General features: G+C 42.6%; 19 protein-coding genes and 2 pseudogenes. 10 read left to right on the forward strand and 11 right to left on the reverse strand.

Annotated elements, in window-relative coordinates; translation table 11 throughout:
- Positions 1 to 62 precede the first annotated feature (62 nt).
- The 10 genes and pseudogenes from OCV36_RS18975 to OCV36_RS19025 all read left to right on the forward strand — a co-directional run bounded on the left by OCV36_RS18975 (position 63) and on the right by OCV36_RS19025 (position 13,546).
- Complete coding sequence (locus tag OCV36_RS18975; protein ID WP_135456734.1) at positions 63 to 1,088, forward strand: ABC transporter permease subunit; 1,026 nt, start codon at positions 63 to 65, stop codon at positions 1,086 to 1,088.
- Positions 1,089 to 1,090: 2 nt separating this feature from the next.
- On the forward strand, positions 1,091 to 2,134 hold the full coding sequence (locus OCV36_RS18980) for an ABC transporter permease (RefSeq protein WP_029224919.1): 1,044 nt from the start codon (positions 1,091 to 1,093) through the stop codon (positions 2,132 to 2,134).
- A 16-nt stretch (positions 2,135 to 2,150) separates the two neighbouring features.
- Entirely contained in the window at positions 2,151 to 3,974 is a 1,824-nt protein-coding gene (locus OCV36_RS18985; RefSeq protein ID WP_135456736.1) for an extracellular solute-binding protein, read from the forward strand.
- Between the two features lie 13 nt (positions 3,975 to 3,987).
- Positions 3,988 to 4,857 (forward strand): ABC transporter ATP-binding protein, encoded by an 870-nt coding sequence (locus OCV36_RS18990; protein ID WP_135456738.1) that lies wholly within the window; start codon positions 3,988 to 3,990, stop codon positions 4,855 to 4,857.
- A 2-nt stretch (positions 4,858 to 4,859) separates the two neighbouring features.
- Positions 4,860 to 5,693 carry an ABC transporter ATP-binding protein gene (locus tag OCV36_RS18995; protein ID WP_081324440.1) on the forward strand — a complete coding sequence of 278 codons (834 nt, stop codon included), beginning with the start codon at positions 4,860 to 4,862 and terminating at the stop codon, positions 5,691 to 5,693.
- A 90-nt stretch (positions 5,694 to 5,783) separates the two neighbouring features.
- Positions 5,784 to 6,623: pseudogene (locus tag OCV36_RS25490) on the forward strand (hypothetical protein).
- Between the two features lie 72 nt (positions 6,624 to 6,695).
- Positions 6,696 to 10,634, forward strand: coding sequence for a zinc-dependent metalloprotease (locus tag OCV36_RS19010; RefSeq protein WP_135456740.1), 3,939 nt, complete (start codon positions 6,696 to 6,698; stop codon positions 10,632 to 10,634).
- A 237-nt stretch (positions 10,635 to 10,871) separates the two neighbouring features.
- Positions 10,872 to 11,579, forward strand: coding sequence for a response regulator (locus OCV36_RS19015; RefSeq protein WP_017074020.1), 708 nt, complete (start codon positions 10,872 to 10,874; stop codon positions 11,577 to 11,579).
- A gap of 19 nt (positions 11,580 to 11,598) precedes the next feature.
- Complete coding sequence (locus OCV36_RS19020) at positions 11,599 to 12,888, forward strand: ATP-binding protein (protein WP_135456743.1); 1,290 nt, start codon at positions 11,599 to 11,601, stop codon at positions 12,886 to 12,888.
- Positions 12,889 to 12,967: 79 nt separating this feature from the next.
- Positions 12,968 to 13,546 carry an RNA-binding S4 domain-containing protein gene (locus OCV36_RS19025; protein ID WP_108111903.1) on the forward strand — a complete coding sequence of 193 codons (579 nt, stop codon included), beginning with the start codon at positions 12,968 to 12,970 and terminating at the stop codon, positions 13,544 to 13,546.
- Positions 13,547 to 13,703: 157 nt separating this feature from the next.
- On the opposite strand, the pseudogene OCV36_RS19030 reads toward OCV36_RS19025, so the two are convergent.
- The 11 genes and pseudogenes from OCV36_RS19030 to OCV36_RS19080 all read right to left on the reverse strand — a co-directional run.
- Positions 13,704 to 15,137: pseudogene (locus OCV36_RS19030) on the reverse strand (sodium:solute symporter family transporter); the annotation flags it as partial.
- 261 nt (positions 15,138 to 15,398) lie between these two features.
- On the reverse strand, positions 15,399 to 17,567 hold the full coding sequence (locus OCV36_RS19035) for a phage tail protein (protein ID WP_135456744.1): 2,169 nt from the start codon (positions 17,565 to 17,567) through the stop codon (positions 15,399 to 15,401).
- Positions 17,540 to 17,758 (reverse strand): hypothetical protein, encoded by a 219-nt coding sequence (locus OCV36_RS19040; RefSeq protein WP_135456746.1) that lies wholly within the window; start codon positions 17,756 to 17,758, stop codon positions 17,540 to 17,542. The genes OCV36_RS19035 and OCV36_RS19040 overlap by 28 nt, the downstream gene beginning before the upstream one ends.
- Complete coding sequence (locus OCV36_RS19045) at positions 17,739 to 17,972, reverse strand: hypothetical protein (protein WP_050939784.1); 234 nt, start codon at positions 17,970 to 17,972, stop codon at positions 17,739 to 17,741. The genes OCV36_RS19040 and OCV36_RS19045 overlap by 20 nt, the downstream gene beginning before the upstream one ends.
- A 12-nt stretch (positions 17,973 to 17,984) precedes the next feature.
- Positions 17,985 to 18,734 carry a phage BR0599 family protein gene (locus tag OCV36_RS19050; protein WP_135456748.1) on the reverse strand — a complete coding sequence of 250 codons (750 nt, stop codon included), beginning with the start codon at positions 18,732 to 18,734 and terminating at the stop codon, positions 17,985 to 17,987.
- A gap of 4 nt (positions 18,735 to 18,738) precedes the next feature.
- Entirely contained in the window at positions 18,739 to 20,307 is a 1,569-nt protein-coding gene (locus tag OCV36_RS19055) for a hypothetical protein (protein ID WP_135456750.1), read from the reverse strand.
- A 2-nt stretch (positions 20,308 to 20,309) separates the two neighbouring features.
- Positions 20,310 to 21,179: a hypothetical protein gene (locus OCV36_RS19060; protein WP_135456752.1), complete on the reverse strand. Its 870-nt coding sequence runs from the start codon at positions 21,177 to 21,179 to the stop codon at positions 20,310 to 20,312.
- Complete coding sequence (locus tag OCV36_RS19065) at positions 21,179 to 22,192, reverse strand: hypothetical protein (RefSeq protein ID WP_135456755.1); 1,014 nt, start codon at positions 22,190 to 22,192, stop codon at positions 21,179 to 21,181. The genes OCV36_RS19060 and OCV36_RS19065 overlap by 1 nt, the downstream gene beginning before the upstream one ends.
- A 6-nt stretch (positions 22,193 to 22,198) precedes the next feature.
- Entirely contained in the window at positions 22,199 to 24,916 is a 2,718-nt protein-coding gene (locus OCV36_RS19070; RefSeq protein WP_135456757.1) for a tape measure protein, read from the reverse strand.
- The gene (locus OCV36_RS19075; RefSeq protein ID WP_108085946.1) at positions 24,909 to 25,229 is read right to left on the reverse strand and encodes a hypothetical protein; all 321 of its coding nucleotides are present in this window, start codon (positions 25,227 to 25,229) and stop codon (positions 24,909 to 24,911) included. Before OCV36_RS19075 ends, OCV36_RS19070 begins: the two co-directional genes overlap by 8 nt.
- Before the next feature lie 5 nt (positions 25,230 to 25,234).
- Positions 25,235 to 25,564, reverse strand: a complete 330-nt coding sequence (locus tag OCV36_RS19080; protein WP_108085947.1) for a hypothetical protein — start codon at positions 25,562 to 25,564, stop codon at positions 25,235 to 25,237.
- Positions 25,565 to 25,627: the final 63 nt, after the last annotated feature.

The raw sequence follows: 25,627 nt of genomic DNA on the forward strand, positions 1-25,627 counted from the left end.
CTACTTTATTTTATTGATTAAATTGATGGAATATTGCTTTAAATGGAATTTGGCTAGTTAGAATGATTGCATATTTACTGAAACGTTTTGCTTTAGTCGTACCTACGTTTCTTGGTATTACGATTTTGATATTCGCGATCACGCGTTTTGTCCCTGGTGGTCCTGTTGAGAGGATGCTGGCAAACATGCAGCCTCAGGGGGACGGTGGTGGCGCGTCTAGTCTCGTTGGCCAAAACTCAGCTCTGTCTGAAGATCAGCTTGCTGATCTAAATAAATTTTATGGATTAGATAAACCGGTAACGGAAGCGTATCTCGAATGGTTAGTTCGACTTGTTCATTTTGATCTAGGTGAGTCGACGCGCTACTACGAACCTGTCAGTGACATGATTTTTGAGCGCCTGCCAGTCTCTGTTATGTATGGTGGTGTTACCTTTTTCATTAGTTATTTTATCTCTATTCCTCTTGGTTATTTTAAGGCGATGAAGCACGGCAGCGTTTTTGATTCTGTTTCATCAATCATGATTTTTGTCGGCTATGCCTTACCGGGATATGTGGTCGGCGTGCTTCTTATTACGTTTTTCAGTTATCACTTAGAGTGGTTCCCAATGGGGGGCTTTGTTGACGATGACTTTGACGACTTCAATACTTTCTCAGAGCAAATTGCTGATATTTTGTGGCATGCGGTCTTACCTTTGCTTTGTTACCTGATAGGTGACTTTGCGACGTTAACCATGACCATGAAGAATAATTTGATGGAAAACTTATCGTCAGATTACATTCGCACCGCTATCGCTAAAGGTTTGCCTTTCAGAGAGGCGATTCGTAAACACGCACTACGCAATAGTTTAATTCCAATCGCTAGCCACTTTGGCAACTCTCTTCTTTTCTTCATGACGGGCTCTTTCTTAATTGAGGTCATTTTCGATATTAATGGCATAGGCCTGCTTGGTTACGAGTCAATTGTAGAAAGAGATTACCCAGTGGTTATGGGTATTGTCGCAATCAACGCCTGCATATTATTACTCGGCAATATCTTGTCAGACGTTTGCGTTGCATTGGTCGACCCTAGAGTGAAATTTGGAGCGTGATGATGATTAAATTGAACCCGTTGACGTTAAAGCAACTCAAGCGATTTAAACAAATAAAACGTGGGTACTGGTCGCTGATTATTTTGTCCGCGATGTTGTTTTTGTCACTAATCGCAGAAGTGTTGATTAACAGCAAGGCGTTAGTTGTTCGCTATCAAGGCGATTATTATTTTCCAATTGTATCTGATGTTTATTCAGGTAAGACATTTGGTCTGGAATCGTCAGGAGAAGCGAACTATCGATTACTCCAATTGGCACTTCAAGATGAAAATAGTGGTGATTTTGCGATTTTGCCTATCGTGCCTTGGAACCCGTATGAACAAGACTTTTCGGGTGAATATCCTCCACATGCACCAAGTGCTCAAACAAAACATTACTTAGGTACAGATATTATTGGTCGGGATATTTTGGCTCGGCTGGTTTACGGATTTCGTACAGCAATGGGGTTTTCTCTGATAACCATGGTGATTGCATACAGTATTGGTGTCACGGTTGGCTGTGCGATGGGTTTCTTTGGTGGAAAGTTTGACTTAATCGTTCAACGAATCATTGAAACTTGGTCAATGGTGCCGTTTCTCTACGTGATTATGATTCTCGTTTCGATAGCTCAACCAACTTTCATGTTGTTCGTATTAATAAATGTGACCTTCGGATGGATGGGCATTACTTGGTATATGCGGACCATGACGTACAGAGAATCCGCTCGAGAGTATGTGCTGGCAGCAAAGGCATTAGGCGCATCAACAGCAAGAATCCTTTTTCACCATATCTTGCCCAATACCATGGTAATGATCGTGACTTTGGCTCCTTTCACTATTGCAGCAAATATTACGGCGCTCACTGCTCTGGACTACTTGGGTTTAGGGCTTATTCCGCCAACCCCTAGTTGGGGAGAGCTTCTTCAGCAAGGTAAGTCAAACCTTGATTCCCCATGGATTGTTGGTTCCGTTGTGACAGCAATTGTAGGTGTTTTAGTCATGGTTACTTTTATTGGTGAAGCGATAAGAACGGCCTTTGATCCCAAGAAATATACAGTTTATAGATAAGCACTAGGAAGTGATGATGTACAAATATGGACTATTCGCATTGTTGTTGAGCTTCTTAGCTCAAGCGCAACAAACACCGAGTCATTTGGAATGGCACAGTAATTGGAACGACCCAGTGTTTGCTTCTGATGAGGCTAAGCGTGGAGGAACCTTACGTAGTTTCATGCCTAGCTTCCCGCAAACACTGCGTTCAGTTGGCCCTGATGCGAACTCTGGTATTCGTTTCTATTTAATGGATGGCACACCTAAATTGGCACAACGTCATCCAAACACTGACAACTGGATTCCTCAATTGGCGAATGAATGGGCATTTGGAGACGATCACAAGACAGTGTATTTCAAGCTGAATCCCGATGCGAAATGGTCTGACGGAGAGAACGTAACGGCTGATGACTACCTGTTTATGCTTACTTACTATCGCTCGAAAGACATTATCGATCCTTGGTATAACGATTTTTTCCTTAACAGCATTACAGCTGTCCAAAAAATCGACAGCTACACCATCAGTATCACGATGGCAGAGCCAAAAAGTAATGATGAACTGATGGCGCTTATCAATATGCCGAGTCATGGCGTTCAACCTCGCCCACAGCACCATTTTTTTGATATTAATGACGAAAATCAGGATGGCATGGATGATAACTTCGTCCGTAAATACAACTTCAAATCAGAACCAACAACGTCGCCATATTACATTTCCAAAGTAAATAAAGGCCGAAGCATAACGTTTTCGCATGTTGGTGATAATTGGTGGGGCTACGGGAATAAATACTATAAGAATCGCTTTAATGTGGAAAAGCTTCGCATCAAGGTTATTCGCGATAGTGATATAGCCAGAAAGCACTTTGAAAAAGGAAAATTGGACACGTTTACGATGGTTCAACCTCAACTATGGCATGAGAAAACAAATTCAGAACCCTTTGCCAACGGCTATATTCAGAAATTTTGGGGTTTTAATCAAAGGCCTCAAGGCGCTGGTGGCTTATGGATTAATACCTCGATGCCATTGTTGAACAACATTAATGTTCGAAAAGGAATCACTTACGCTACGGATTTCGATGGCATGATCAAAAATGTATTAAGAGGTGATTATTCTAGGAAACCTCATGCTTTGGGGTTTGGACACGGTAAGTACGACTTAGAAGGCGCAGAGGCGCCACCATTCAGGCCTGAACTTGCTATTGGTTATTTTGAATCTGCAGGCTTCGATGCTATTGGTTCTGATGGCATTCGTATGAATGATCAAGGTGTCCGCCTGAGCTTTAAGATCACCTATGGCTACAATATCTGGACACCAAGAATTGCCTACCTAAAAGAACAAGCCAAGTTAGCTGGCCTAGAGCTAGATCTCAACCTAGTAGATGGTTCTGCTGCGTTCAAATTTATTCTAGAGAAGAAGCATCAACTTGCTTTTTTAAATATGGGAGGAGGTGAGATACCGGCCTATAAAGAATATTTTCACTCGATCAATGCTAACCGTCCTCAAACAAACAGCCATACAAACTTCAGTTCGCCGGAGTTAGACGAACAAATTGAGGCGTTCAGTTCGGAGTTTGATGTTGAAAGAAAACAACAACTATCTCATAGCATTCAAAGACAAATAAAAGAAGCTTACGTGATTGTACCTGGCTACATGGTGCCTTATACACGCGATGCTCATTGGCGTTGGCTTAAGTTTCCGTCTAACCCGATGACAAAGAAGACTGGTGCCATGTTCAATATTTTAGATACCAGTAATTTTTGGATAGATACCGACGTTAAAAAAGAGACTCTGGTGGCTTATAAAGAAGGTAAGGCGTATCCGCCAATCACTGTTATTGATGATCGATACAAACTCTAAGGGCCAATGATTAATGAACCAAAATGTTGTGCTAAAAGTTCGTGACTTAGAAGCTGAATTCAGTACTGATGACGGCATTGTAAAAATACTAAAAGGTGTGTCATTTGATGTGAAATCGGGGCAAACCTTAGGTTTAGTCGGAGAATCTGGAAGTGGGAAGAGCGTGACTTCGATGTCCATTATGGGTTTGCTACCAAAGCCTTATGGAAAGGTTACTGCGGGGCAGATAGTTTATCGCGATACGGATCTTACTAATGTACCTGAACACGAGATGCATAAAATGCGTGGAAATCGTATCTCAATCATTTTTCAAGATCCTATGACTGCCTTGAATCCTGTGCAGACTATCGGGAAACAGATTGTTGAAGTTCTTGATTTACACCATAGCCAGATGTCTAAGCCAGAAAAATTCGCTTATGCGATAGGTTTGCTTGAGAAAGTAGAAATTCCCATGCCTAAGCTTCGTTTCGAAGAGTACCCACATAGTCTATCGGGTGGAATGCGACAAAGGGTCATGATTGCGATAGCGCTTGCTTGTAAGCCGGATATTTTAATATGTGATGAGCCTACGACAGCGTTAGATGTCACTGTTCAAGCTTCAATTTTGAAGTTGATAAGAGAGCTTCAAGACGAAACCGGGATGGCTGTGATCTTTATTACTCATGATTTGGGAGTCGTTGCGGAAATTTGCGATGAGGTTGCTGTGATGTATGACGGTCGTATTGTTGAGCATGCAGAGATTTTTGAGCTCTTTGATCATCCGCAACATCCTTATACGAAGAGGTTATTGAGTTTAATCCCTGACCTTAACGTTGAGCCAAAACAAACCATTCAAATTAACCCAATTGATTTGAATGAATTCCCAGAATATAAGGGGAGTTGAGCGTGTCAGAAGTCATTAGAATTGAAGGGTTGGAACAGCACTTTTTATCAGGTAAAGGTTTATTTAAGAAAGGCTACGTAATTAAAGCGGTCGATGGCGTTTCATTTTCAGTCAACCAAGGCGAGACATTGGGTTTAGTAGGAGAGTCTGGTTGTGGAAAAAGCACACTTGGCAGAACATTACTGAAACTTTATGAGCCGTCAGCAGGAAAAATCTTTTTTGAAGGTGTTGATATTACCCATTTCAGCACGAAAAAAATGCGCCCACTTCGTAGAGAAATGCAGATTGTATTTCAGGATCCTCTCGAGTCATTGAATCAGAGGCATACAGTAGGCGGCATACTTGAAGAACCTTTTATTATCCATGGTATTGGTTCAAAGAAAGAACGAAGGCAATGGGTTTTAGATCTACTCGATAAGATCGGATTACCTCACTCCGCCGTAACCCGTTATCCGCACGAGTTTTCTGGAGGGCAAAGGCAGCGTATAGGCATAGCAAGAGCAATAGCATTAAAGCCAAAGTTATTGATTTGCGATGAGTCAGTATCGGCATTAGATGTTTCTGTTCAAGCACAGATATTGAACTTGTTATTAAAAATACAAAAAGAGATGAACCTTTCCATTATATTTATCTCGCACGACCTTTCGGTAGTTAAACACATTTCAGATAATGTAGTCGTGATGAAGAAAGGGAAAATAATTGAGTTTGGAAGTGTGGAAGATGTTTATAAAAATCCAAAAGAAGAATATACAAAGTCTCTGTTGTCTTCTATTCCAATAACGCACCCATCTCAGAGGAAGAAAATAACAACAACGAAGTTAGCTAAGCAGGCTTAAAAATAATTAGAAAAATGACTAAAACTATCAATCATAATTTGATTAGGCATAGATAGATATAATACGGAAGTAAAACTTAAGAAGGACAATATGAATAAGTCAATTATGTTGCCAGCGTTAATGCTGGTGGCGCCTTCGCTCGCCCTAGCAAATAATTTGCAAGATGAGTGGGAGTCCAAAAACAATGAAAATCCTTGGTCTGGATACATCAGTGCTGATTATTCTCGAAACGGATATGAAGACAGTGCGTCTTTAGCAAATCGTTCGGCTTCTGCAACGGGCGTTGTCCGATATTCGTTTTCAGACAAATCTCGACTCCAAGTTGTGGCGTCAGGTTATCACTTATCCGATGGTGATGAATATGGCACTAGAGGGCAGTTCTGGAACGATACATCCATTTCTTGGGGGCGTAATGGATTATTCAAACCAACTGATGGTTCATCACTGAGTGGTGAGGTGAGAGTAATATTGCCGACGTCCAAATGGTCAAGGAGGAACGATTTAACGTTAGGAACTAGGTTGAAAGTTAGGTGGAGCGCTCCATTCGATAATTAGATTGAGGGGCTTTCATTGAGTAATACGTTATTACTTAGAAAGAACTTTCACGAATATAAAACAGCCGGTGGTAATCAACTTATTGAATACCAATTGAGCAGCCAATTTTCTCTTGATTATGTTTTTGCAGAAGACTTCTATTTTAACATTTTCGTAATGCCTAGACAGTCATGGGATTATAGCGGAGGCACGTTTGATCCAACTCTATTACATGGTGAAGAGGTTGGTTACCAGATAACTAAAAGTGTCTCTATTTCTGCGGGCTTAACTAACGGTATTAGTTATTACAACCCAGAAAGAGGTTCAAATCCTCTTAATGATTTAGTCGATTTAAAGAAAACAACTTATTACGCAGTGCTTAACTATCAATTCTAATATTGCTCCGTTCGCATTGAATTTAGATAGTTAGAAATAAAAATGTAATATAATTATAAATATAGGTAAATTATGTTTAAACACGCAATTATCGCAGCAAGTATTGCCGCAATCCTCAGTGGGTGTGGGGCCGAAGATCGTGCCTATGACACCTATGAAAAACCAACCGAAGAGATTTCTGTTCAATCTTTAGATACGGAATCACTTTGGATGTACATGCCGTCGACTGGCGAAGCTCCTCGCTATGCTATGACTCAGCGTGGCTTTTTCCAAGGCGATCCAAAGTTAGTAACGCTTCGTTTTGATGAAACTAATGGTATTTATGTCGAAGAAGTTGATCGCGATAAGGTCAATGCGACAGATGAAAGTCGTTGGGATACGGAGATAAACCGTGCCCCTGTACTTAAAATTCCTGGAGAATTCCGCCAGTATCGTTGTGCTGAAAATAGCTACGGCGAGTGTACAAATAAAGAAGAAATCAACGCCGATGAAGACGTACCTTGGAGTCAGGCGACGCACTTTGTACCTAAGTATGAAGAGATTAAATCACTATCTCAAGACACCATTAGAGCTTGGTATACCTCCAGTAATGTTACGGAATCTGCAGAGCCTCGTTTAATTTCATACGAATACGATCCTGAGGGTGGGGTAATTAACGTTGAAGTAGAACGAACCTTTACTGCAGAAGCGGAAGATCAATACCAGTTTGGTGGCGAGCTTAAAGACTTATCATTCAAAACACGTTTTTTCTATTCTCTTGTTAAGCTCGATAAGTTAGCAAGTGAAAATTACGAACCTATTTATTATCAAGGCCAAGACAGCGCATACTTTGGTTTTTTCAACGATAGCAAAGAAGTAAAAACTCACACTGGTGAAAGTAACGTACAGGGTTCTCGTTTTTCTTATATTAACCGATTCAATCCCGATTTAGAGTCGATCGATTACTACTTAAGTGACAGCTACTTCGATGGTGGCAATGAAGCTTACCTGCAGCTTACGCTTGATACTATGAAAGAGGTAAATCAGTCATTAGAAGGCACGGGTGTTCCTCGCATTAACATTGTTAATAGTGATAAAAAAGCGGGTGTGCAAACTGGTGACTTACGTTACAACGTATTCAACCTGATCGCGGATCCGGTAGACAACGGACTACTTGGCTATGGCCCCTCTGCGACTAACCCATTAACGGGTGAAATTATTCATGCGCATGTTAACCAATACTTAGGCGTTATTCGCTCAGCAAGTCGTCGTACATGGGATGACCTTGCGAAACGCTACAACCGCCAAGAAATTGCAAAAGTTGAGCCTGTTGTTAAAGCTACTAAAAGCAGTGCTTCACCATCGAATGCTGAGCCGACCGAGATCGAATTATTCAACAAAATGATAGAGGAAGATCGAGGACCTTCGGTCAATGTTCCAGTGTTGAGTGAACGTGAAATTAATTTGGTGGGCAAAGATAATTTAGTCGATTCACTTCCTGAAGCCGATTTGGATTTCAAATACGATACCAGCAATCAAGATCTTGCATTGCAATCATTCTATAAACGCCAAGATATGTTGAAGCGGTTCTCTGAGCAGAATGTATATAACGTTGATGCGATGTGGTTAAGTACCCAGTCAAAGGGCTTAGTGAAGGGCTTAGATTATGCCCAAGGTGGTTATTTTGCCGGCGCTGATCAAAGCAAAATGAAAACGTGGGAAGAGCTAACGTTTGATCAACAGAAGTTAGCAAGCCAAGCGATTTCAAAGCATATGTTTAAATCTACATTGATTCATGAACTTGGGCATAACCTTGGCTTACGTCATAACTTTATGGGGTCAACGGACGAAAGCCATTTTTATACAGAGGCTGAGCTTGCACAAAGCAAAATTGGGCACCTTGATAAGCCAGCGGCTTACAGTTCGATCATGGATTACGGTGCATCAATATTTGATGAACTGCTGACGTTTGGTAAGTACGACAAGGCCGCTTTACGTTTTGCTTATGCTCGTCAGGTTGAAACCAATGAGCTCATCGTTAACACAAATAGCGAGGGTGATGATGTCTCTGTAGTGGATGCCACTGGAGCTCAAAAGCGTAAAGTCTATTCTTTGGCTGAGTATGACCGTCAGTTATCTAATGACTATAAGGTTTATCCAACGGGTGTTATTGCACACTTGAGAGCTAACGCTGGTCAAAATGGTATTCCAGATTCGTTAGTGAGCTATCGCTATTGTACAGATGAACACACGACCACTAACTTGTTATGTGATCGTTTTGATGAAGGTACAAGCCTTCAAGAAGCTACTGAGTTTAGAATTCAGCGATACAAAGATAGCTATGACACGGTTAACCAAAGAAATGGACGTGAGAGATTTGAACAGTACCATCAATATAATTACTTCTTATATCGAATGGGAGAGTTCCAACAAATTCGAGATATCGTTGAAAATGTTGGTGAAATTGACTTCATGTTTGCTCGTTACTTAGGCGCAAATACAACGAATAACAAAGGGCAAGTTTTCGAAGAAATAGCGGGAAACAACTGCGTGGATTTTCGAGGTAATGCTATTCCATTAGAGAATTTGTCTGCAGGTGTTCGTCCAATTTGTGATACCTACAATGCAGCTAATTTAGCGGCAGATTTCTTCTTAGAAGTGCTAACAGCACCAGATAAGGTGTGTGAGCTTGAAGAATTGAGTGGTGTGGATGGAGTCCCTAACCGCTATCGTTTCGCCAAGTTATCTGATCTTTGGTTAACATACCAAGGCGGCATGTCGCAAAATCGTGATGTTCCAACCAGTTGCTTTGATGAGGAATTAGTTCAGATGTTAGCAAGCCAAGCTAACGAGATCGTCATTCGTTCTGAAACTCGAGATGGAAAAGTGTGGGCGAGTTTAAAAGCGAATAACCCTTATCAAACATCGTCTTCTTCTGTTGATTTGTTAGGCGTATGGCCAGACAAACTGTTAGCAGCGCAGATGTTAGTTAAACGTGATACACCTTTCAAATCAACAGAGAATTCGAGCTTAGCGTTGGTTGATATGTCAGACAAAATTTCACATTTGTATACGTATCTATCCGACTTAACGGGTAGAGCAGAAGCTCGCCAAGCTGTTTTTGTTGATGGGAAAGGGGGTTACATAGAGACGGTTCTGAAGTACAAACAAGACATTACTGAAACAATTGAAGCGACGCCTTCATACCTGTGGCCAATGAAGCGTTATTTCTCAATGGGTGGTAATGAAGCATTTGTGTATTGGACTGAGGGAGCCAGCCAAGATACGAAGGTGCCGTACTTTGGAACCTTATTGGCTAACCTAAATAAGTATAACCGTGCAAATGAATATGGTTTGAGTGACTCTGTATCTGGGTTTAGCGACTCTATCCATGTCAACTATGCGAATAGTAGTTATGCCGACGAAGATGGGATTAACTTTACTTGGAAAGGGACAAATTACTCGTTGAGTTCACGTAATACACTTGCAAATGCTTTAGCTTCACGAGCTTTGTATACAGAAGAACAGAAAGCGCGTGTAGAGAAACTGAACGGTTTGCCGTACCGAGTCCGTAACGCGCTATCTGTGTTTAAGAATACGCGAGATCGCAACGAAGCTCGTATTATTGCCGTCGGTGATAGAGAGGCGCTTATAGCTCTTCGAGATACCACAAGTTGGTTTATATTTAATCAGCAGTTTGAAAAATATGAAGTAGATGGTAAGAAATGTTTACGATTTAAAGTAGACGGAGAGTCCACTGAAGATCACATGAAACGTAAGTGTAACCCGCAATCTAGCTTAGAGACGGTAAAAAATAACTCGATTGGTAAATTCGAAGATGAAGATCACGATCGTATATTTAATTTGGCACAAATCTTTGGTGATCAGATAGCGGATAACAACACCAGTTCAACGAACGCTGCTCATAAAGAAGTGTACAACTATGACCCTGAAGAGTTAAGACTTTGGAGCACGAACGAATACACAAACTATCGTCGCGCATTTGAACAGTTTCCCGTTTACGATGACTAAACAGGCAACGCTTAGCTAAACTCGTAAATCGAACCGATTACCTTGTTAAGGTAATCGGTTTTTTTGAGTATAAAATTAAGAGTATTCAATCTATTTTTAGCTGCATTATCTTTTATTTATATGTTATATAGATGTTTTTGTTATTTTTATAAATAGAAGCTATGTAAAAAGAATGTGCTGAATTTTGATATAAAGAAGCGGTTCGCAAGCTAGCAGAAGGCATGGTGAAAAGGATTTATGACCAACCCGAAACTCGTGATCGTAGAAGACGATCCCATCCTAAGAGAGATGTTACAGGATTACTTTGAAAGCCAATCTTTTGAAGTCGTCACTATTTCTGATGGAGCATTAGCATGTGAGCAAATTTTAACGATTCAGCCTGACATTGTGCTGTTAGATCTAATGCTCCCCGAGGTTGACGGGTTAACTATTTGCAGGCAAGTTCGAAGTCAATTTAACGGGAAAATACTCATTCTGACAGCTAGTGATGATGATTTTGACCATGTTGCCGCATTAGAAACTGGCGCCGATGACTTTATTAGCAAACCAATTCGTCAAAGAGTCTTACTTGCAAGAGTGAGAATGTTGTTGCGCCGCTCTCCTGAAAGTTCAATAAGCGCTGAGGTGAGTAGTAAAAATGAGTTGGTTTTTGGTAAGTTGAGTTTAAATCGAACGACTAAAAGTTGTAGACATGCAGATCAGGATATTTCAATTGCTGAAAGCGAATTTGAGCTACTTTGGTTGTTAGCGTCTTCTCCTGAGCAAGTACTTTCTCGTAACTTTCTTACTCAAGAATTGAGAGGTGTCGACTATGATGGTATTGACCGTTTTATCGACAACAAAATCGTAGTATTACGCAAGAAACTCAATGATATAACCATCCCACCTAAAAAGATCATTACTGTAAGAGGCAAAGGCTATTTGTTTGTACCAGAACGTTGGTAACGATAGCTGAATAAATAATATGCGACGTATCTATTTTGAATACCTAGCTGGGCTTACTGTCATTTTCTTAGTCAGTATATATTCCTACGCCTTTATTGTTTACAAGCTAAGCACTGACTATGAATATATTTTACGAGACCATGAAGCAGAAGCTTATCAAGAATTGATTGATGTGGTTTACCGTGAAAAAGGTTTGCTTGAAACGCAGAATCTATTAAAAAGTTATGCGGACAAGACTCGGCAGAACCTACGAATCATGCCTTTTGATAACGCTCCCGAATTAGTGAGAAAAGCGTTTCAGCAACAAGGCCGAAATGTTTACTACCATGACGAATACTTCCTTTGGTTAAGGTTGGTTGGAAGTGATGAGTTATATGAGTTATCTAAGAACAAAGATTCCTATCTGAGGAAGCAAATCAAGTTTGAAAACCGGCTTATTTGGGTTTTTGCCATAACTGGTTTTGCGTTTAGTGGCCTATTTTTAGTTTTGAGAATCAAGCGGCGATTAAACAACCTTGAAATGGCGACTGTTGCATTTTCTCATGGTGAGTTGTTAGAGAGAGCATCTGAGAAAAATAGTATAAAATTGGGTACGCTGAATCGTAGTTTTAATGTCATGGCAGACAAGATAAGGGACTTAATCAATAGTAATAAATCACTGACTAATGCTGTTGCGCATGAATTGAGAACACCAATATTTCGGATTCAGTGGCAAGCGGAGTTGCTGAGTGATTTAGCGCCAACTCAACAACAATCTAAAGCGATAGCTCGTATTCTTGCAGATACGGAAGAAATGGAAGACATGGTTGATGAGTTATTATATTACGCTCGCTTGGAAAGGGGTGGCTTTGAGTTACTCAGACAACCTATTGATGCTAATGAATGGTTAAATGAGCGTTGTAGTATTTGGGAAAAAGAGACAAAACTAGATATCATCAAGGTTCCATTAAAAGTTCCCGCTTCTTTCTATGTCGATCTAAAATTATTCAATAGAGCCGTGGATAACATTGTGCGGAATGCTTTTAAGTTTGCTGATACCAAAATCGTGATTGAATTATGGTATACCGACAACGAATTTGTCATTGAAGTTCATGATGATGGTAAAGGTGTTGAAGCGGAACATTGGCCTTATTTGTTTGATCCTTTTTACAGTGCTAATGCCGCTAGGAATAAGGGAAAAACGGGTCATGGCTTAGGGTTGGCTATCGTCAAACAAGTGTGTGACCGACACCAAGCACACGTCACGGTTGGAGAAAGTTACATGGACGGTGCGTGTTTTGCGTTGTCGTTTCCTAGGTTGGAGTTATAAATTCAACATGGTCATTTTGTTGTTTTAAGATTACACTGCGCCCAATATTTCAGAAGTACATACTTAGGTAGAGGTCACCATGGACCAAGAACATTACGAAGACGCTGACTACGAAGGCCAAGAGCTTGGAGAAGAAGGCGAAGAGATTGAGATTGAAGCAATTGGTATCGATGTTTCATCACAGCCAATCGAGCTCTACAAAGTGTTTAAAATTGCTAACCTAGTGAGTGGTGGCGGTGAAGCTAAGCACATCATTTCTGAAGGTTATGTCGCGGTTAATGGTGAGTTAGAAACTCGTAAACGTCGTAAAATGTACGATGGTGACTTCTTTGAATTCAATCAAGAATACTATGTAGTGGTGTGTGATCAGCCAGTACAGGAAGAATCAGACAAGCCGAAAAAGAAAGATGCGCCTAAAAAAGACAACAAAGCGAAGAAAGCTCAGTCTAAAAAATCGCAAGCTAAAAAAGACCAGCCAAGTAAGGACTCAAAAAAGAAAGAGTCTAAGAAAAGCATGGCAGAAATGTTGAGTGCGAAGGCTGAACCGAAGAAAGAGAAAAAAGAGAAGAAGAAAGATAACAAAGCGAAAAAGAAAGCGGATACGCCTAAGCCACAACGTGATGACAAAAGCGGCCGTAACTCGATTGAATTCTTCTAAACTACAGAGCTAAACGGCTGCTCTAAAACTATTCTTTTAGAACTATTCGTTTGAAAATCAAGCAACGTTAAACCTCGGCTTTGCGTTAAGCAGATATCAAAAGGCTCACTATCTAGTGAGCCTTTTTTGTTGGAGCTAGTTTAATTTGAGGGTAACTCTAGCTGGTTTGTTCTACTTCATTTGACGTCTTAGATCGCTTGAATGAGTAAATCATATAACCGATGACACTTGCCGCAACAATAACAGAGCAGATTCGGATAAAGTTAATCAACATCGGTGCGTTTTCAATAAACTCGTTAATCCCCCAAAGTAAAACGAGAGAGAATACAAACATGACGAGTAGCCCCCAACAAGGTGCATCGACTTTACCCGGAACAACATACCAACCATCTTCTTTGAGCGGTTTGTTCAAACGTGCATATTCTGCTTGTTGACCTTTGATTGTGTAGAGGTGCATTTTTGTTTGTTTACCGGTAAGCAGCAAGCTTGCAGCGTACGCGACAATAGCATTAACTAAGACACCGATAACACAGTACCAAGGCCAAGCAATATCAGTCGCAACAGCAACATACCAAATAGCCAAGAAGCCTGCAGCGACACCAATTAATAGCCCCTTTTCTGTAATATGTTTAGAGTAGAAGCCAAGCACGAACATACAGAAGTTTGCACCCACGAAATATGAACCCGCTTTACTTAATATTTCTAAAACTGAGCCGGTGCTGGTCGCAAACATGAAGGCTGGAATGATGATACATAACGCCCACATAACCGTGAAGAAACGCGATGCTTTGAGGTAATGTTCCTCTGACTCGTTTTTCTTATAAAAGCGTTTATAGAAGTCAGTAACAGATACGGTAGCCATAGAGTTAAAAGCGGAATCTAGGCTTGACATACTTGCTGCAAGAATAGCCGCAGCGATGATACCCATCAGCCCTGGCATACCATATTCGCTGGCATAGTGCAGGATAATGGTGTTGCCGTTTTCAAACTCTTTACCATCGTAATAAGCGTTAAATAACACGCCTAACAGAATGAATACGAAGTAGATGAAGAAAGCAACATAACCCATCATTAACATCGCTTTTTTCGCATCACCCATACTTTTAGCCGCCATACAGCGTTGAACCATCATTTGGTTACCGCCATACACAGTAGTGTGGAACATTGTCATTGCGATAACGCCAGCCCATACGGTGGTAACTTGGCTCAAATCTAAATTAGTTTGTAATGCATTCGTCATGCCTTGTGACTTGAGACCTTGCATCACTTCGGTCATGGGTTGTGGCATGCCATTCCAAACGGCTTCGATGATGATGAATGCACCAAGAAATAAAATGACCGCTTGAATTACATCTGTCCAAATAACGGCGGCAATTCCCCCCATTACGGTATAGATCAGCGCGATAACAGTGACAATGACGATGCAATAAGTAACGTCGATACCTGTAATGAACTCAAGGATTAATGAGGTCGCATATAAGACCGCCGCTGAGCTTATCGCCTGTTTAATTAAGAAAATTAAAGACAGAGTGATACGCGAGGCTTTACCAAAGCGTCGTTCTTGATATTCATAAATTGAAGTCAGACCGTTGTAGCGCGTCGCTTCGAACGAGATTGAAAACCGCTTAAGTCGAAACATGGCAACATTTTTCATTTTAAGCGGTTCATCGCCTTCTTAAACGATATTTAAAATGTTTATGATCGAAAGCTCTAGCTCTGTTGACTACTACATTTATATAGGTGTTATCTAAATCGATATCTGAATTTTCAGCACGCTGCGAGAAATGAACACCACTCCATGCTGCTTAAACTGAGCAAAAGCAGAATGCTCAGTTTGCCAGTCAAATCGATCTTACGGTGAGGTCAGCTTGATTTTATGACTGAATAGTTGATAGCTCTCTATTCCTCCCTCAACCGTTTTCAATTCGATCACAACTTCAGAATAGCCACCCAATTCTGCACCCAATGTAACAGGTGATGTTAAGTTTATGCGTGACAGTATAACGCCACCTTGCGCATCGAGTACCTTCACAGAAACATTTCCTTTAGTTGGTGTGACGCCATTTTCCCAAGCGGTAAGACTTGCGACACCGACAACCTCAGATAATCGCTCCCTTGCTGTCCATGAGATGATCAATGGTAAGGTGACAGATGGAGCCCAACTAGAACCATTAAATTGAACGTTACATGGAGGTAGAGGGCGCGCTTGTCTAGCTGATAAATCGATACTTAATGTGTTCGCTTTATCAAGCTCCAAGGTCTGACCGCCAGTTGTTGTTAATGCCTTGACTTCGACGTGTTCCCCTTCTTCAAACTCGAACTGAATAGGTTCATCGGTAAATGTTAATATTATCGCGCCTGAGTTGTGCTTGGCTGGCACTGTATCCAACATACCTCTTGAAATCATTAGCGTATTACCATTCTGAGCGTCAATGCGGATAATTTCATCATCAATAACCGCTAGGCATGGAAGTGCGTCAACAATAGGTTGTGAGACGGCGATTTGGTCAGTAGCGTAGTCAAGGGCTCCCGTGATAAGTGCATATGATGAAAAGTCTGATTGGTGGCTGAATAAGTAGTTTTGAGCGTTCGAGAACCAGATTTCCGCACCCGTGCTTGATTGCGTTGGCGCTCGTCCTAACCACATTACGCCTGAAGCATGCTCATCAACGAGTTTCAATTCACTTGGTGTAAGCGTGGTGGCAACAAGCCAATAAGGGCTTTCCATTAGTGTTTGAACGCTAACAGCAATAGCATCAAGGTTTGGCTTCGTCCAGTCGCTACTTGGTGGCGGTGTATATAAACCGAACGTTGGCGCAAAGACGTCTTCAATCACTTGCAAACGGATAGTTGGTGAATTAGGAGTACCTCTGCGTTTGCTATGGACACGGAAAATATGATTTAAGCCACTTTTGGCATCTATCACTTTCACCACGTCTGCAGGCTGCAGGTGCGCATATCGAGTATCTACATAGACATCAGCACTAATAAAAGGCGTTGAAAAAACACGCAGTTCACGCATGGCGACCTGGTAGGCTAATTCTGCGTCGTGGATCATCGGATATGCGATTGTTTTCCCGACGGGCTTGCGTGAGTTGTTGAGCATTGCAGTGTTACGCACCACGACACTCGCTTGTTTAAAGGTCTTTGGATCGGTGTAAGTCACGGTCACAGTATTGACCGTGTCAGACATAGAACGGCGACGCACGTTTGCCACTTTGACAACATCATCGATAGTTAAAACATCATCTACCTTGTAATCATCACGAATCAATTTGATGGCGACTTCGCCTGACGTTTCATCATCATATACCGTTGCATTAATGTAACGGCAGATCTCTTTGACAAAGTCCTCAACGGCTTGTTGCTTCATCCAGTGGTTATTTAGACCAAACTTTTCATGTTTAAGAGCTTCTGCAGCTTTGCGAAAGCTTGCTTCATTGCATTTGGTTCCCGCGCCCCATTCAGGGCATGATGTGGATTCATAGATGATGTGCGCAGCATTCAATCCATTTCCGGCATCGGCTAAATCTGCCGACCAAATCGGATTACCATCCCAGCCAGTTTGAATTCTAACTGCTTCAGCGGACACTGTTGGTGGATAAGGTGAGTTACCCATATAGACTTGACGGAAAACAAGAGATACAAGGTATCGGAAAGCACTGATCGCTTTCCCCTTTGCAAAGGTTTTTTTCAAGTAGTCGTTTTCCTGCTGGGAAGGCTCACCAAGCATAATATCCACGTAACCAACGACGCCGCCTTCTTGGTCTGATGCTCCGAACAATTGAGGTTCTTCAATTTTGATGCGTTCAATATCGCCGTGCATTCCCACTTCTGGATCGATGATAGGCGGCTTGCCTTGGGGTTGTTCGATGGTTGGTGGCAGCTTTTGTCCTCGCTTCCATCCAACCTTTTCACCAAACCAAATCGTATCAACTGAATCAACAGGGCCATGACATAGAACAAGGTGTTGTCCCAAACTCCACTTCGTTCCTATTCTTTGCTTTTTTCTTTTACCCATTTTGCTACCTCATCGGCGTGAGGGTCATTTAACCCCTTCAACTCATTAACGGTCAGTCCATACTTAACAAAGTGAGACCATCCAATACCACGCGAACGCAATAGAGCTCGCGCACCGGAACAACACAAAGAAAGCGCGTGCAGATCGCGAGGATACACACGCAGTTTTGCATCACTTTTTGATTGCGTCACCTCGCAAATCTCCCCATGCATAAACGTTTGGACTAGTGAGTTTCACTCGACCAAAAATAACGCCAATCATGCGTCCTTCTTCAACTTGAGGCACTTTTGGCTCGGTACTTTGATCCATCCCTCGTGGGGCATCTTTCATTTGTACATAGGCATAAACGCCCATTGCCGCACTAACGACTAAGCTGATAACAGCAATCCATTCAAACGGGGTCATTATCTCTATTCCTTATCTATTAATTGGGTCGCCAACGTATGGGTTTTTAACTGGGATATGCTCAGCACCGCCAAAATTTAAAGCGTTATTAAACACCTTTTGACAGGTGTTCATCGTGCCATCACAACCTTTAATTAAATCGACAGACTGACCGCTTTTTATGGAGTGAGCATGTAACAGAACAATCTCACTTTCTGAAGGTTGACCATCGATAAAATACTGACGTTCGCCATCATCGAGCACACCATATTGAAACTGCATTGGAAGCTTTTCGACGAATTGTATTTTGCGACCATTAATAGCTTTAGCGATCACTTTCGTGCGGGTTATTTGCGCGCCACACTTTCGAGAGCCAAGCGCATAACGACATTGACGAGTCATGCCCTCATTGAGCCCCGTTGCCTGTAAATCTGTATAAATAGGCACGAGCTCAACCGTGATCCAACCGTCGTTATATGTTCCACCGACAACTCGACCAGAAAAAACCACCACGTACTTGCCTTGCTCAAACCGATGTATTTTTATTTTCATGGATTGATTAGGTGGCAAATTCAAAATCAAGTTTGCCAAGACTTCACCCGCCGCCACCTTGAATCCTGTTGTGGTTTTAAGCGGGTTGTTGGATTGTTCTATTGATTGGTCATGGTCTATTTTCTGAGAGACCCATGTGGCGTTCTTGTAAGTAATATCGTCTTGAGACGAGGTGTATCGCCAAACGTTAGAAGCGCTGTCAAAAAAGAATAATTCATTCGCTATATTCATCGCTTTATCTCTCTATTTGCCGTAAGGACAATGAAGCGTTAGTTAAGCCGTTGCGGTGGGTAAAGCTCACGTTGTCCGACTCAGAACGAACGAGTCGAAGCAAACCAGATTCAACCAATTGAGATGGCTTGAGGACATGACGAGAGGTTGTCGTTAGTTCAAGAACCTCATTTCCTTTAGGGTCAACACTGGAAAGCCTCGCGTGGATGTAGTGGCGTTGGTTATCAATGTTTAGATACAAATCGCACTCATTGCCGATGAGCTCAGCAAAGTTAATTGGCTTGATAGTTATCCTGTCCATTGTCGAGACTTCTGCTAGTTCAATCCTGATCTTTTTATCGATAGCCCAAAAATCTTGCGTTCGACCATACAGGCGCTTCATGCGGCGCTGGAATGCGGCGACATCTTGTTCTAACAGTTCAAAATCAAGGCTATCCAACACCACCTCTCGATGCTTAGTAAAATGAGGTACATTTGACTGAGTCACTTTTTGTTTCCAGTCATGCTTTACTTCATGATTTTGCGGCTTTCTGTATCGGAACAACACGGGCTTATTGAGATAGTTATCCTCCCAATCAAGGGGTTTTATGCGAAGTGGGTCAACCGTTGAGAACGTCACTTTTGCCTTGGCTGTGCGTCCTGATGGCCTGTAATCATTGCCTGATGTAGCAATACAATTCAAAAGCGGGATCAACATGACATTTGAATATGTTTTGCTGACAGGCCGCTTGAAGGTCAATGTAGAACTTGACTGGTTCGCAATGCGAACCACTTCATAATCATCCTTTGACTTGTACAAAAGCGCTGTATCGAAAAAACGGCGGGAATCAACGCTTACTGGAATAGATACATCGCCTTTATTTACTGAGAGAGAAGGGATTGCATCTAACCACCAAGGAACCAAAATAGGCGCGCCGCCATAGTTACGAAGTTTTTCTAAACTGGTAACAAGTTGCTCTTCTTTTTCATGATGCTCATAAGTGAAGGAGCAAGTTGGATGTGGCGCATTTTGAATTCTCTCTTCACTTTTTTTCGATTCAATCACCGCCGTAGCAAAGCGCCAATTTTCTTTGATTGGGTAAGTTGGCTTATAGAACCAGATAGACGGGTTTGCGGCGGCAATTGTGGCTATAACATCAGGGTGATCTGAAAAGTGCCAAATGACCTCGCCAACGATGCCTCCGGGTCTCGTTGTATCAAGAACCAGTTCATACTGCTTCGATGCACCAACAATTACGCGCCCACTGGTTTGCCCTGTAATACTGATGCCGTCCCCGTTGACCGTTACCCCTGTAAGAGTGTAATAAGTGGCACGTTGATCAAGGGCGTAGAGCATGATGCTCTGGCGAGCTTGTAGGGTCGTTATTTCCTTTGGGTACACCACTAAGTCAGGAGCAATTAATGGGTCGCCAAGCGCGTTAAAAATCCCGCCTTGATAAAGACGATGGGGAAAGCTTATTTTGCCCGCATCTCTAAAAGGTTCGAGTGATAAAAATAAGTCATTGTCCATTTTTAACGACGGGCTCGCATGTGGTCGAGAGTCGGTAAGAATGAGCTTAAATGCTTTAATCACAATTATGCTCCCGTTGGGATTTCCATCAGAAACACAGAAAGTTCATCATCATTGATTTTCTTTCCCGACCCTGTGCGGCACACCAAAAAGCTGCGACCTGCTTTTTTAACTACTTTCCCATCTGGATAACCAGTTGTGGCATAAAACAAAGGCAGCGACCCAGCAAAGTAAACCTCTTTGTTGGACGTTTGGGCGAACAAATTTGCGGGCATCAATGGCAAACCGCCCCCGGCCGAATCATTCGCTCGGTAGTTGAAGGCGGTGTCCGCTGGTCCAAGAAGATCGTTGCTACTGCTGGAGTCGTATGATGAGAACACCCCTGAGCCTTGATTTGGAATTGAGTTGGCAGGTAAAAACAGTCGGCATCGCCCTTGATAGGTAACACCTCGACCATTATACGGCAGTGCCATGGCGCTTGACGCATAACTGCGGCTATAACTACCGGAAATAATAAAAGGATATACAGGCGTTGACGATTTAAACTCATGCTTATAACGCCCCATAATAAAATAATAGGGGTATTGGTCTGCGGTAGCTGACGATAAACGCATAACAAATAATTGCGCGTTCGCCGCATCGTAACGCCATGTATCGAGCTGACAGGCCACGGTTGATCTATCATACCAATATTTGCCCTCGCCAAGCGTACCATCGGCAATTAGATGACCATTTTCATCGACCCCATGACCAAATTTGACCTCAAACTCTGAGCTTTGAGTAAAGGACAGGAAATCACCATCTCGTGTTTCAACCGTAATCGTTGAATGATTGGTGCTATGCTTAGTGCCACCACCCACGACGATTTGCGCCACAATCTCTTTCGAGATATCAGCTTTTTTCGCAATTGACACACTGGTTTGCTTAATAAACATTACGCTCTCCTCATGGCGAAACCATCATGACCTTTGTTTGGTTGGTTTCTCTGCATTATGACCACCCACTCAATGTCTTTCTCATCACGAACTACCGTGCCAGACGCTGCACCTGCGCTACCTACGCTGCATAACCCATCAAGTTCTCCAAGTAAGATGTTTTCGTTTTCCGCAGCGCTGGCAAGAATCAACACTTCAGGAAAAATCATGGTCTTATTGTTGTAAGTAATGGGCATACGTCTTTTAAAGTCGTCTTTATCAAAATCCGCCGCAGATTCTTGCCCTTCACTTGAGAGTGATGAAAATATGCCAGTGGTGGTGCCCCCATTTCCTTGAATTCGTTCATATCGTCCATCTTTCAACATTAAAAACGCCCCAAAGTTTGCGCTGCCACCATAACTTGTCTCATCAGTTTCATTCATGACAGTCAGCCCCACTGAATAATATTTATGAGTTGATGCTGGGTAGGCATGATTAATATTTTTATCTGAGCCGAGACAAGCCGTTGGCTGCGCCCAATCAGAAGACTGGACATCGACGTAAGGAATTATCCAACCTGCGTAAAATGGGAACATGCGTTTCACGGTGTCATTAAAATAACCATAAACACGACGGCCATTTGCCATAAACTCATAATCGCCACCACTTGGCGAGAGTGTCACGACGGCGTAAAGCTTCGACGAACCTGCTTGCAACCACCATTGATCAGTTAAGGCGCTGTCATAGCCAAGCATCGTGGTAAAACACAATGTCTCGATATTGGCTGATGGTTTACGTGCGGCATAAATAAACAAGAATGGGGCGACACCGCCACCTGTATTACCTTGTAGGTAAACCCCTTTATCTACCGTGATATCGCTATCAGTTGAGTGGTTTAAAGGCCCGCTTGTCTCGCCCAACTTAGACCAAGCGTCACCATCTGCAGTCAATGTCGCATCAGTAGTTAAAAAAGTGACCAGTTGATTAAGAGCGTCCAGCGCGGTTCCGCTGTAGTTACCTTTTTTATGAGCCATGGATCATTATCCTTTATTACGTTCAACAATGCGCATCACAGCGCGTTCACCTTCGTCTGTATTAAGGTATTTATTTATTTGCTCTGGGTCGTCTACAAACACAACATTGACTGGTGGGGAAGAAACATTAACGGCACTACTGGCCTGGTTATTATTCACTTGCCCAATTTGTGCGCCTCTGGCCATTTGCATGCCATGCTTCATTTCTTTCATCATTGAGCTCATCCAACGGAAATTATCGGCCTGAGTAGGGTTGAGAACCATTTCATTTTCACGAAGTAACCAGGTTCCTTCATTCTTTTTAGGAACGCGTTCAATGCCATCATGAGCTTGCCCTTGGTAACTTGACCCTTTCAAGCCTGCCAAGAGAGTGGCACCTTGAGAGGTGGCGGTAGCAATCGCAGGAATACTGGCATACCAAGGTTGAACGGTCGTAGCATTAGAAATCGCTTGATACAAATTAATGCCAGCTTGGGCAATCGCAAACCCTTTACTTGCTGCAAACATGAGTCTGTATATTCCCGACTGTTTACCCGCGTAGACCTTTGCCAATTCGGCCATTCCACCAAACAGTTGCGAACCAGCACCAGTGAGCATGGCTGCATTTTGGAGCGTGGCATCAAAACGTTCCTGAGCAGCTTTCTTTTCTATTTCACTGAGGTTCATTTCATGATCAGTGTATAAAAGTTCACGGTTAGCAAAATACTCACGCTCAAGTGCATCCATTAACTCTTGATTGCCTATTGCTTGCTCATAAGCCGCTTGGAATGACTCACTTAGTGCGATGCTTTTTTCTGTGAAAGCCGCTTTTTCTTGAACAACAGCTTGGCTTTCTAAGCTTGCTTGCATGGACAATCGCTGTAAGTAGGCGGTTTGCAATTGGTCGGATTCATCATAAAAGGCGTCAATAGCTGAGGTGTCTTTTGGTTTGTCTTTTGCTATTTTTTCATCAATAGATCTCGCTTCAAGCATGAGTTTTTTAGCCAATTCTTCATTGATGCCTTTTAGTGAACCATACTCAATCTCATACTTAAGCTTCGCTGCTTCACTTGTTTCACCGTAAAGCGCATTTTGTTTTCTTAGGTTTTCTAACAGCTTATTGGCTTGCTCTTCGAGTTTTGGTTCGATTGAACTTGATTCTTTCTTTGGAGCCTCTGGTTTGTTTCTGAGGGCATACAATTTATCTTCTAACTCAATAGCTTCTTGTGCTCGTAATTGCTCCTTCTGACGCAACACGTCTAGTTGAGCTAAGCGTTCTTCAATATTATTTGTGCCTGTTTGCTTGCTAAGTGTTTCTATTTGTAATCGAGTGGATTCTAGATCGTCAGTGACGGCGGTGAGTGCGTTATTGAGTTCTTTTTCACGAAGTTTATTCATCTTTCCAAGTAGTACGTCTACTTGATCAGACAGTCCTTTGGTCTCTTTTTCTGCTTTTGTATTTGAGAGCGCGAAATACCCAATCGCACCAGCTGCCATCATGGCAATACCTGCGGGGCCGCCTAGCATGGCCATAATGCCTGAACCTGCTCTTGCCACCACATTCAGACGAGTTTGAGCGGCGGTTAAAGTGGTAGTGGTTGCTGTTAATTGCACTCGCTTAGCGGCCAGTGTTGTTTCAGCACCAATCGCACGGAATTTTTGATTATTTGATAGTTTCATCACCTCAAGTTCACGAACTTCTGCGGCCAGCTTGGCTTCTAAAGAGCGAAGCTCTGTAAGGTTTGCCTGCTCTTGAGTACGAGTGACTGTGATAGATTGAACTTTTGCGGCTGTCATGGCTAATACAGCAGTTGAACCACGACTTAATGCGGTAACCAGTGATAGCTCAATAATAGTAGTGACAAGATCGGCATTTTCTGCAAATAGCTCCATCGTGCCCGCAGACGCTTCCAGAACAGCACTAAACGAATCAGAAATAGGCGCTTCAAATGCGACCACCGCTTTTTCATAGGCACGAGTGTTTTCAGCATACTTGGCGTTGATATTGTCAGCGGTTCTGGCGGCCGCTCCGTCATACTCGCTGAGGGCGGTTATTAAGGTTTCTTTAAAAAAGTGACTGGTGACTTCGCCAGCAAGCATCATTCTGCGAAATCCACCTGCAGATAGACCTGCGGCTTCATCAAGCTTATTAAGCAAGCCAGGCATAGGCTCAACCACCTGATTCAACTCTTCAGCACGAACAATAGGAGACGCTAACGCTTGGGATAAACCATACATGGATTGGCCAAGCTGAGTTGTTGATGCACCAGCCTGGCTTTGTACGTTACTCATCCCTTCAAAAATTGCCCTAGACTCTTTTTGAGTAACAAGACCCGCCTCTTGCAAACTAACAAGGCGGGCGTAGTTGCCTGACATATCAACGAGCGTCTTATTGTGCTCTTTAGACACTTGGTTAAGGTATTGTTCGGTCTCAATCCACTCTTCTTGTCCGCCAACAAGTGCGGTGATTTGAGTGCGAATATCTTGATATTGACCGAGTTTGTCGGCGGCCTGGTTCGCGGCATAAAGCGCAGAGAATCCACTCGCCACACCAAGCACTTGATTTTTTAAACTGCCAAGGTTCGCGCTAGTTTGGGTCGATTGGGTGGATAATCCTTTAAGCTTGCCTTGAGTCGTATTGGCGCTGCCGCCCAACTTAGTGACCGCGCCGCCAGCTTGATTGACTTGCCCGATAAATTGCTTGTTCTCAGCATCAAATCGAAGGGTGAATTTTAAATCACTCATGTTGGTTTAACTCCTCCGCTAAGGTTCGGGCAATAGTTTTAAGTTGTTGGTATTGGGATGGGTTCGTCTCTCTTTGAGCCAGCTCAGAATCGGCTTTTACGGCTAGCACATCCATACCTAAGCACACATGTTGATTGAACTTGAGAAAGCCTGGTACTGAGAGCCACCACTCCACTGCAGGCCAGTTCTCTTCCCAAAGTGGAAAGGAATCATCCGGTTTCTCTTCTTCTGACGCTCCCCATAAGGCAAGTTCTTGCTGCCAATCCTCTTCCTCTTTTTTTGTGGCAGCACGACGGTTCACAATCGCGCGCACTGCCTCTATGAGTTTTTTTCTGCGCCTTGTCCTGAGTTTGCCTGTAAGTAGGCATCCACCACACCCTTCATAAAGGGAGGGTTACTGATCACCAAATCTAAGTGCTCAGGCGTAAAATCAAGTGGCTGCTCATCAGCATCAGCAATACCGGACCAGCCTTTTATTACTTTTTTTACTTCCTCTTTGAAATAACGAAGCACCTTATCTGACTGCTCGACATCGAGAAGAAGTAGATCGAGAGTAATGTTGTGGGTTTCGGTTTTTCCGCCATCGACTGCCAGAGTAACGGTGGCTGGCCAATCCTTAACGAGACGTTCTTGTTCAATTTTAAGCATGGTGTTAATCCTTATTTAAACAGGGTTTAAACAGCGTTAAATGCTGGACTTGCTGAATGGAAA

The sequence above is a fragment of the Vibrio echinoideorum genome (assembly GCF_024347455.1).
Lineage (GTDB): Bacteria > Pseudomonadota > Gammaproteobacteria > Enterobacterales > Vibrionaceae > Vibrio > Vibrio echinoideorum.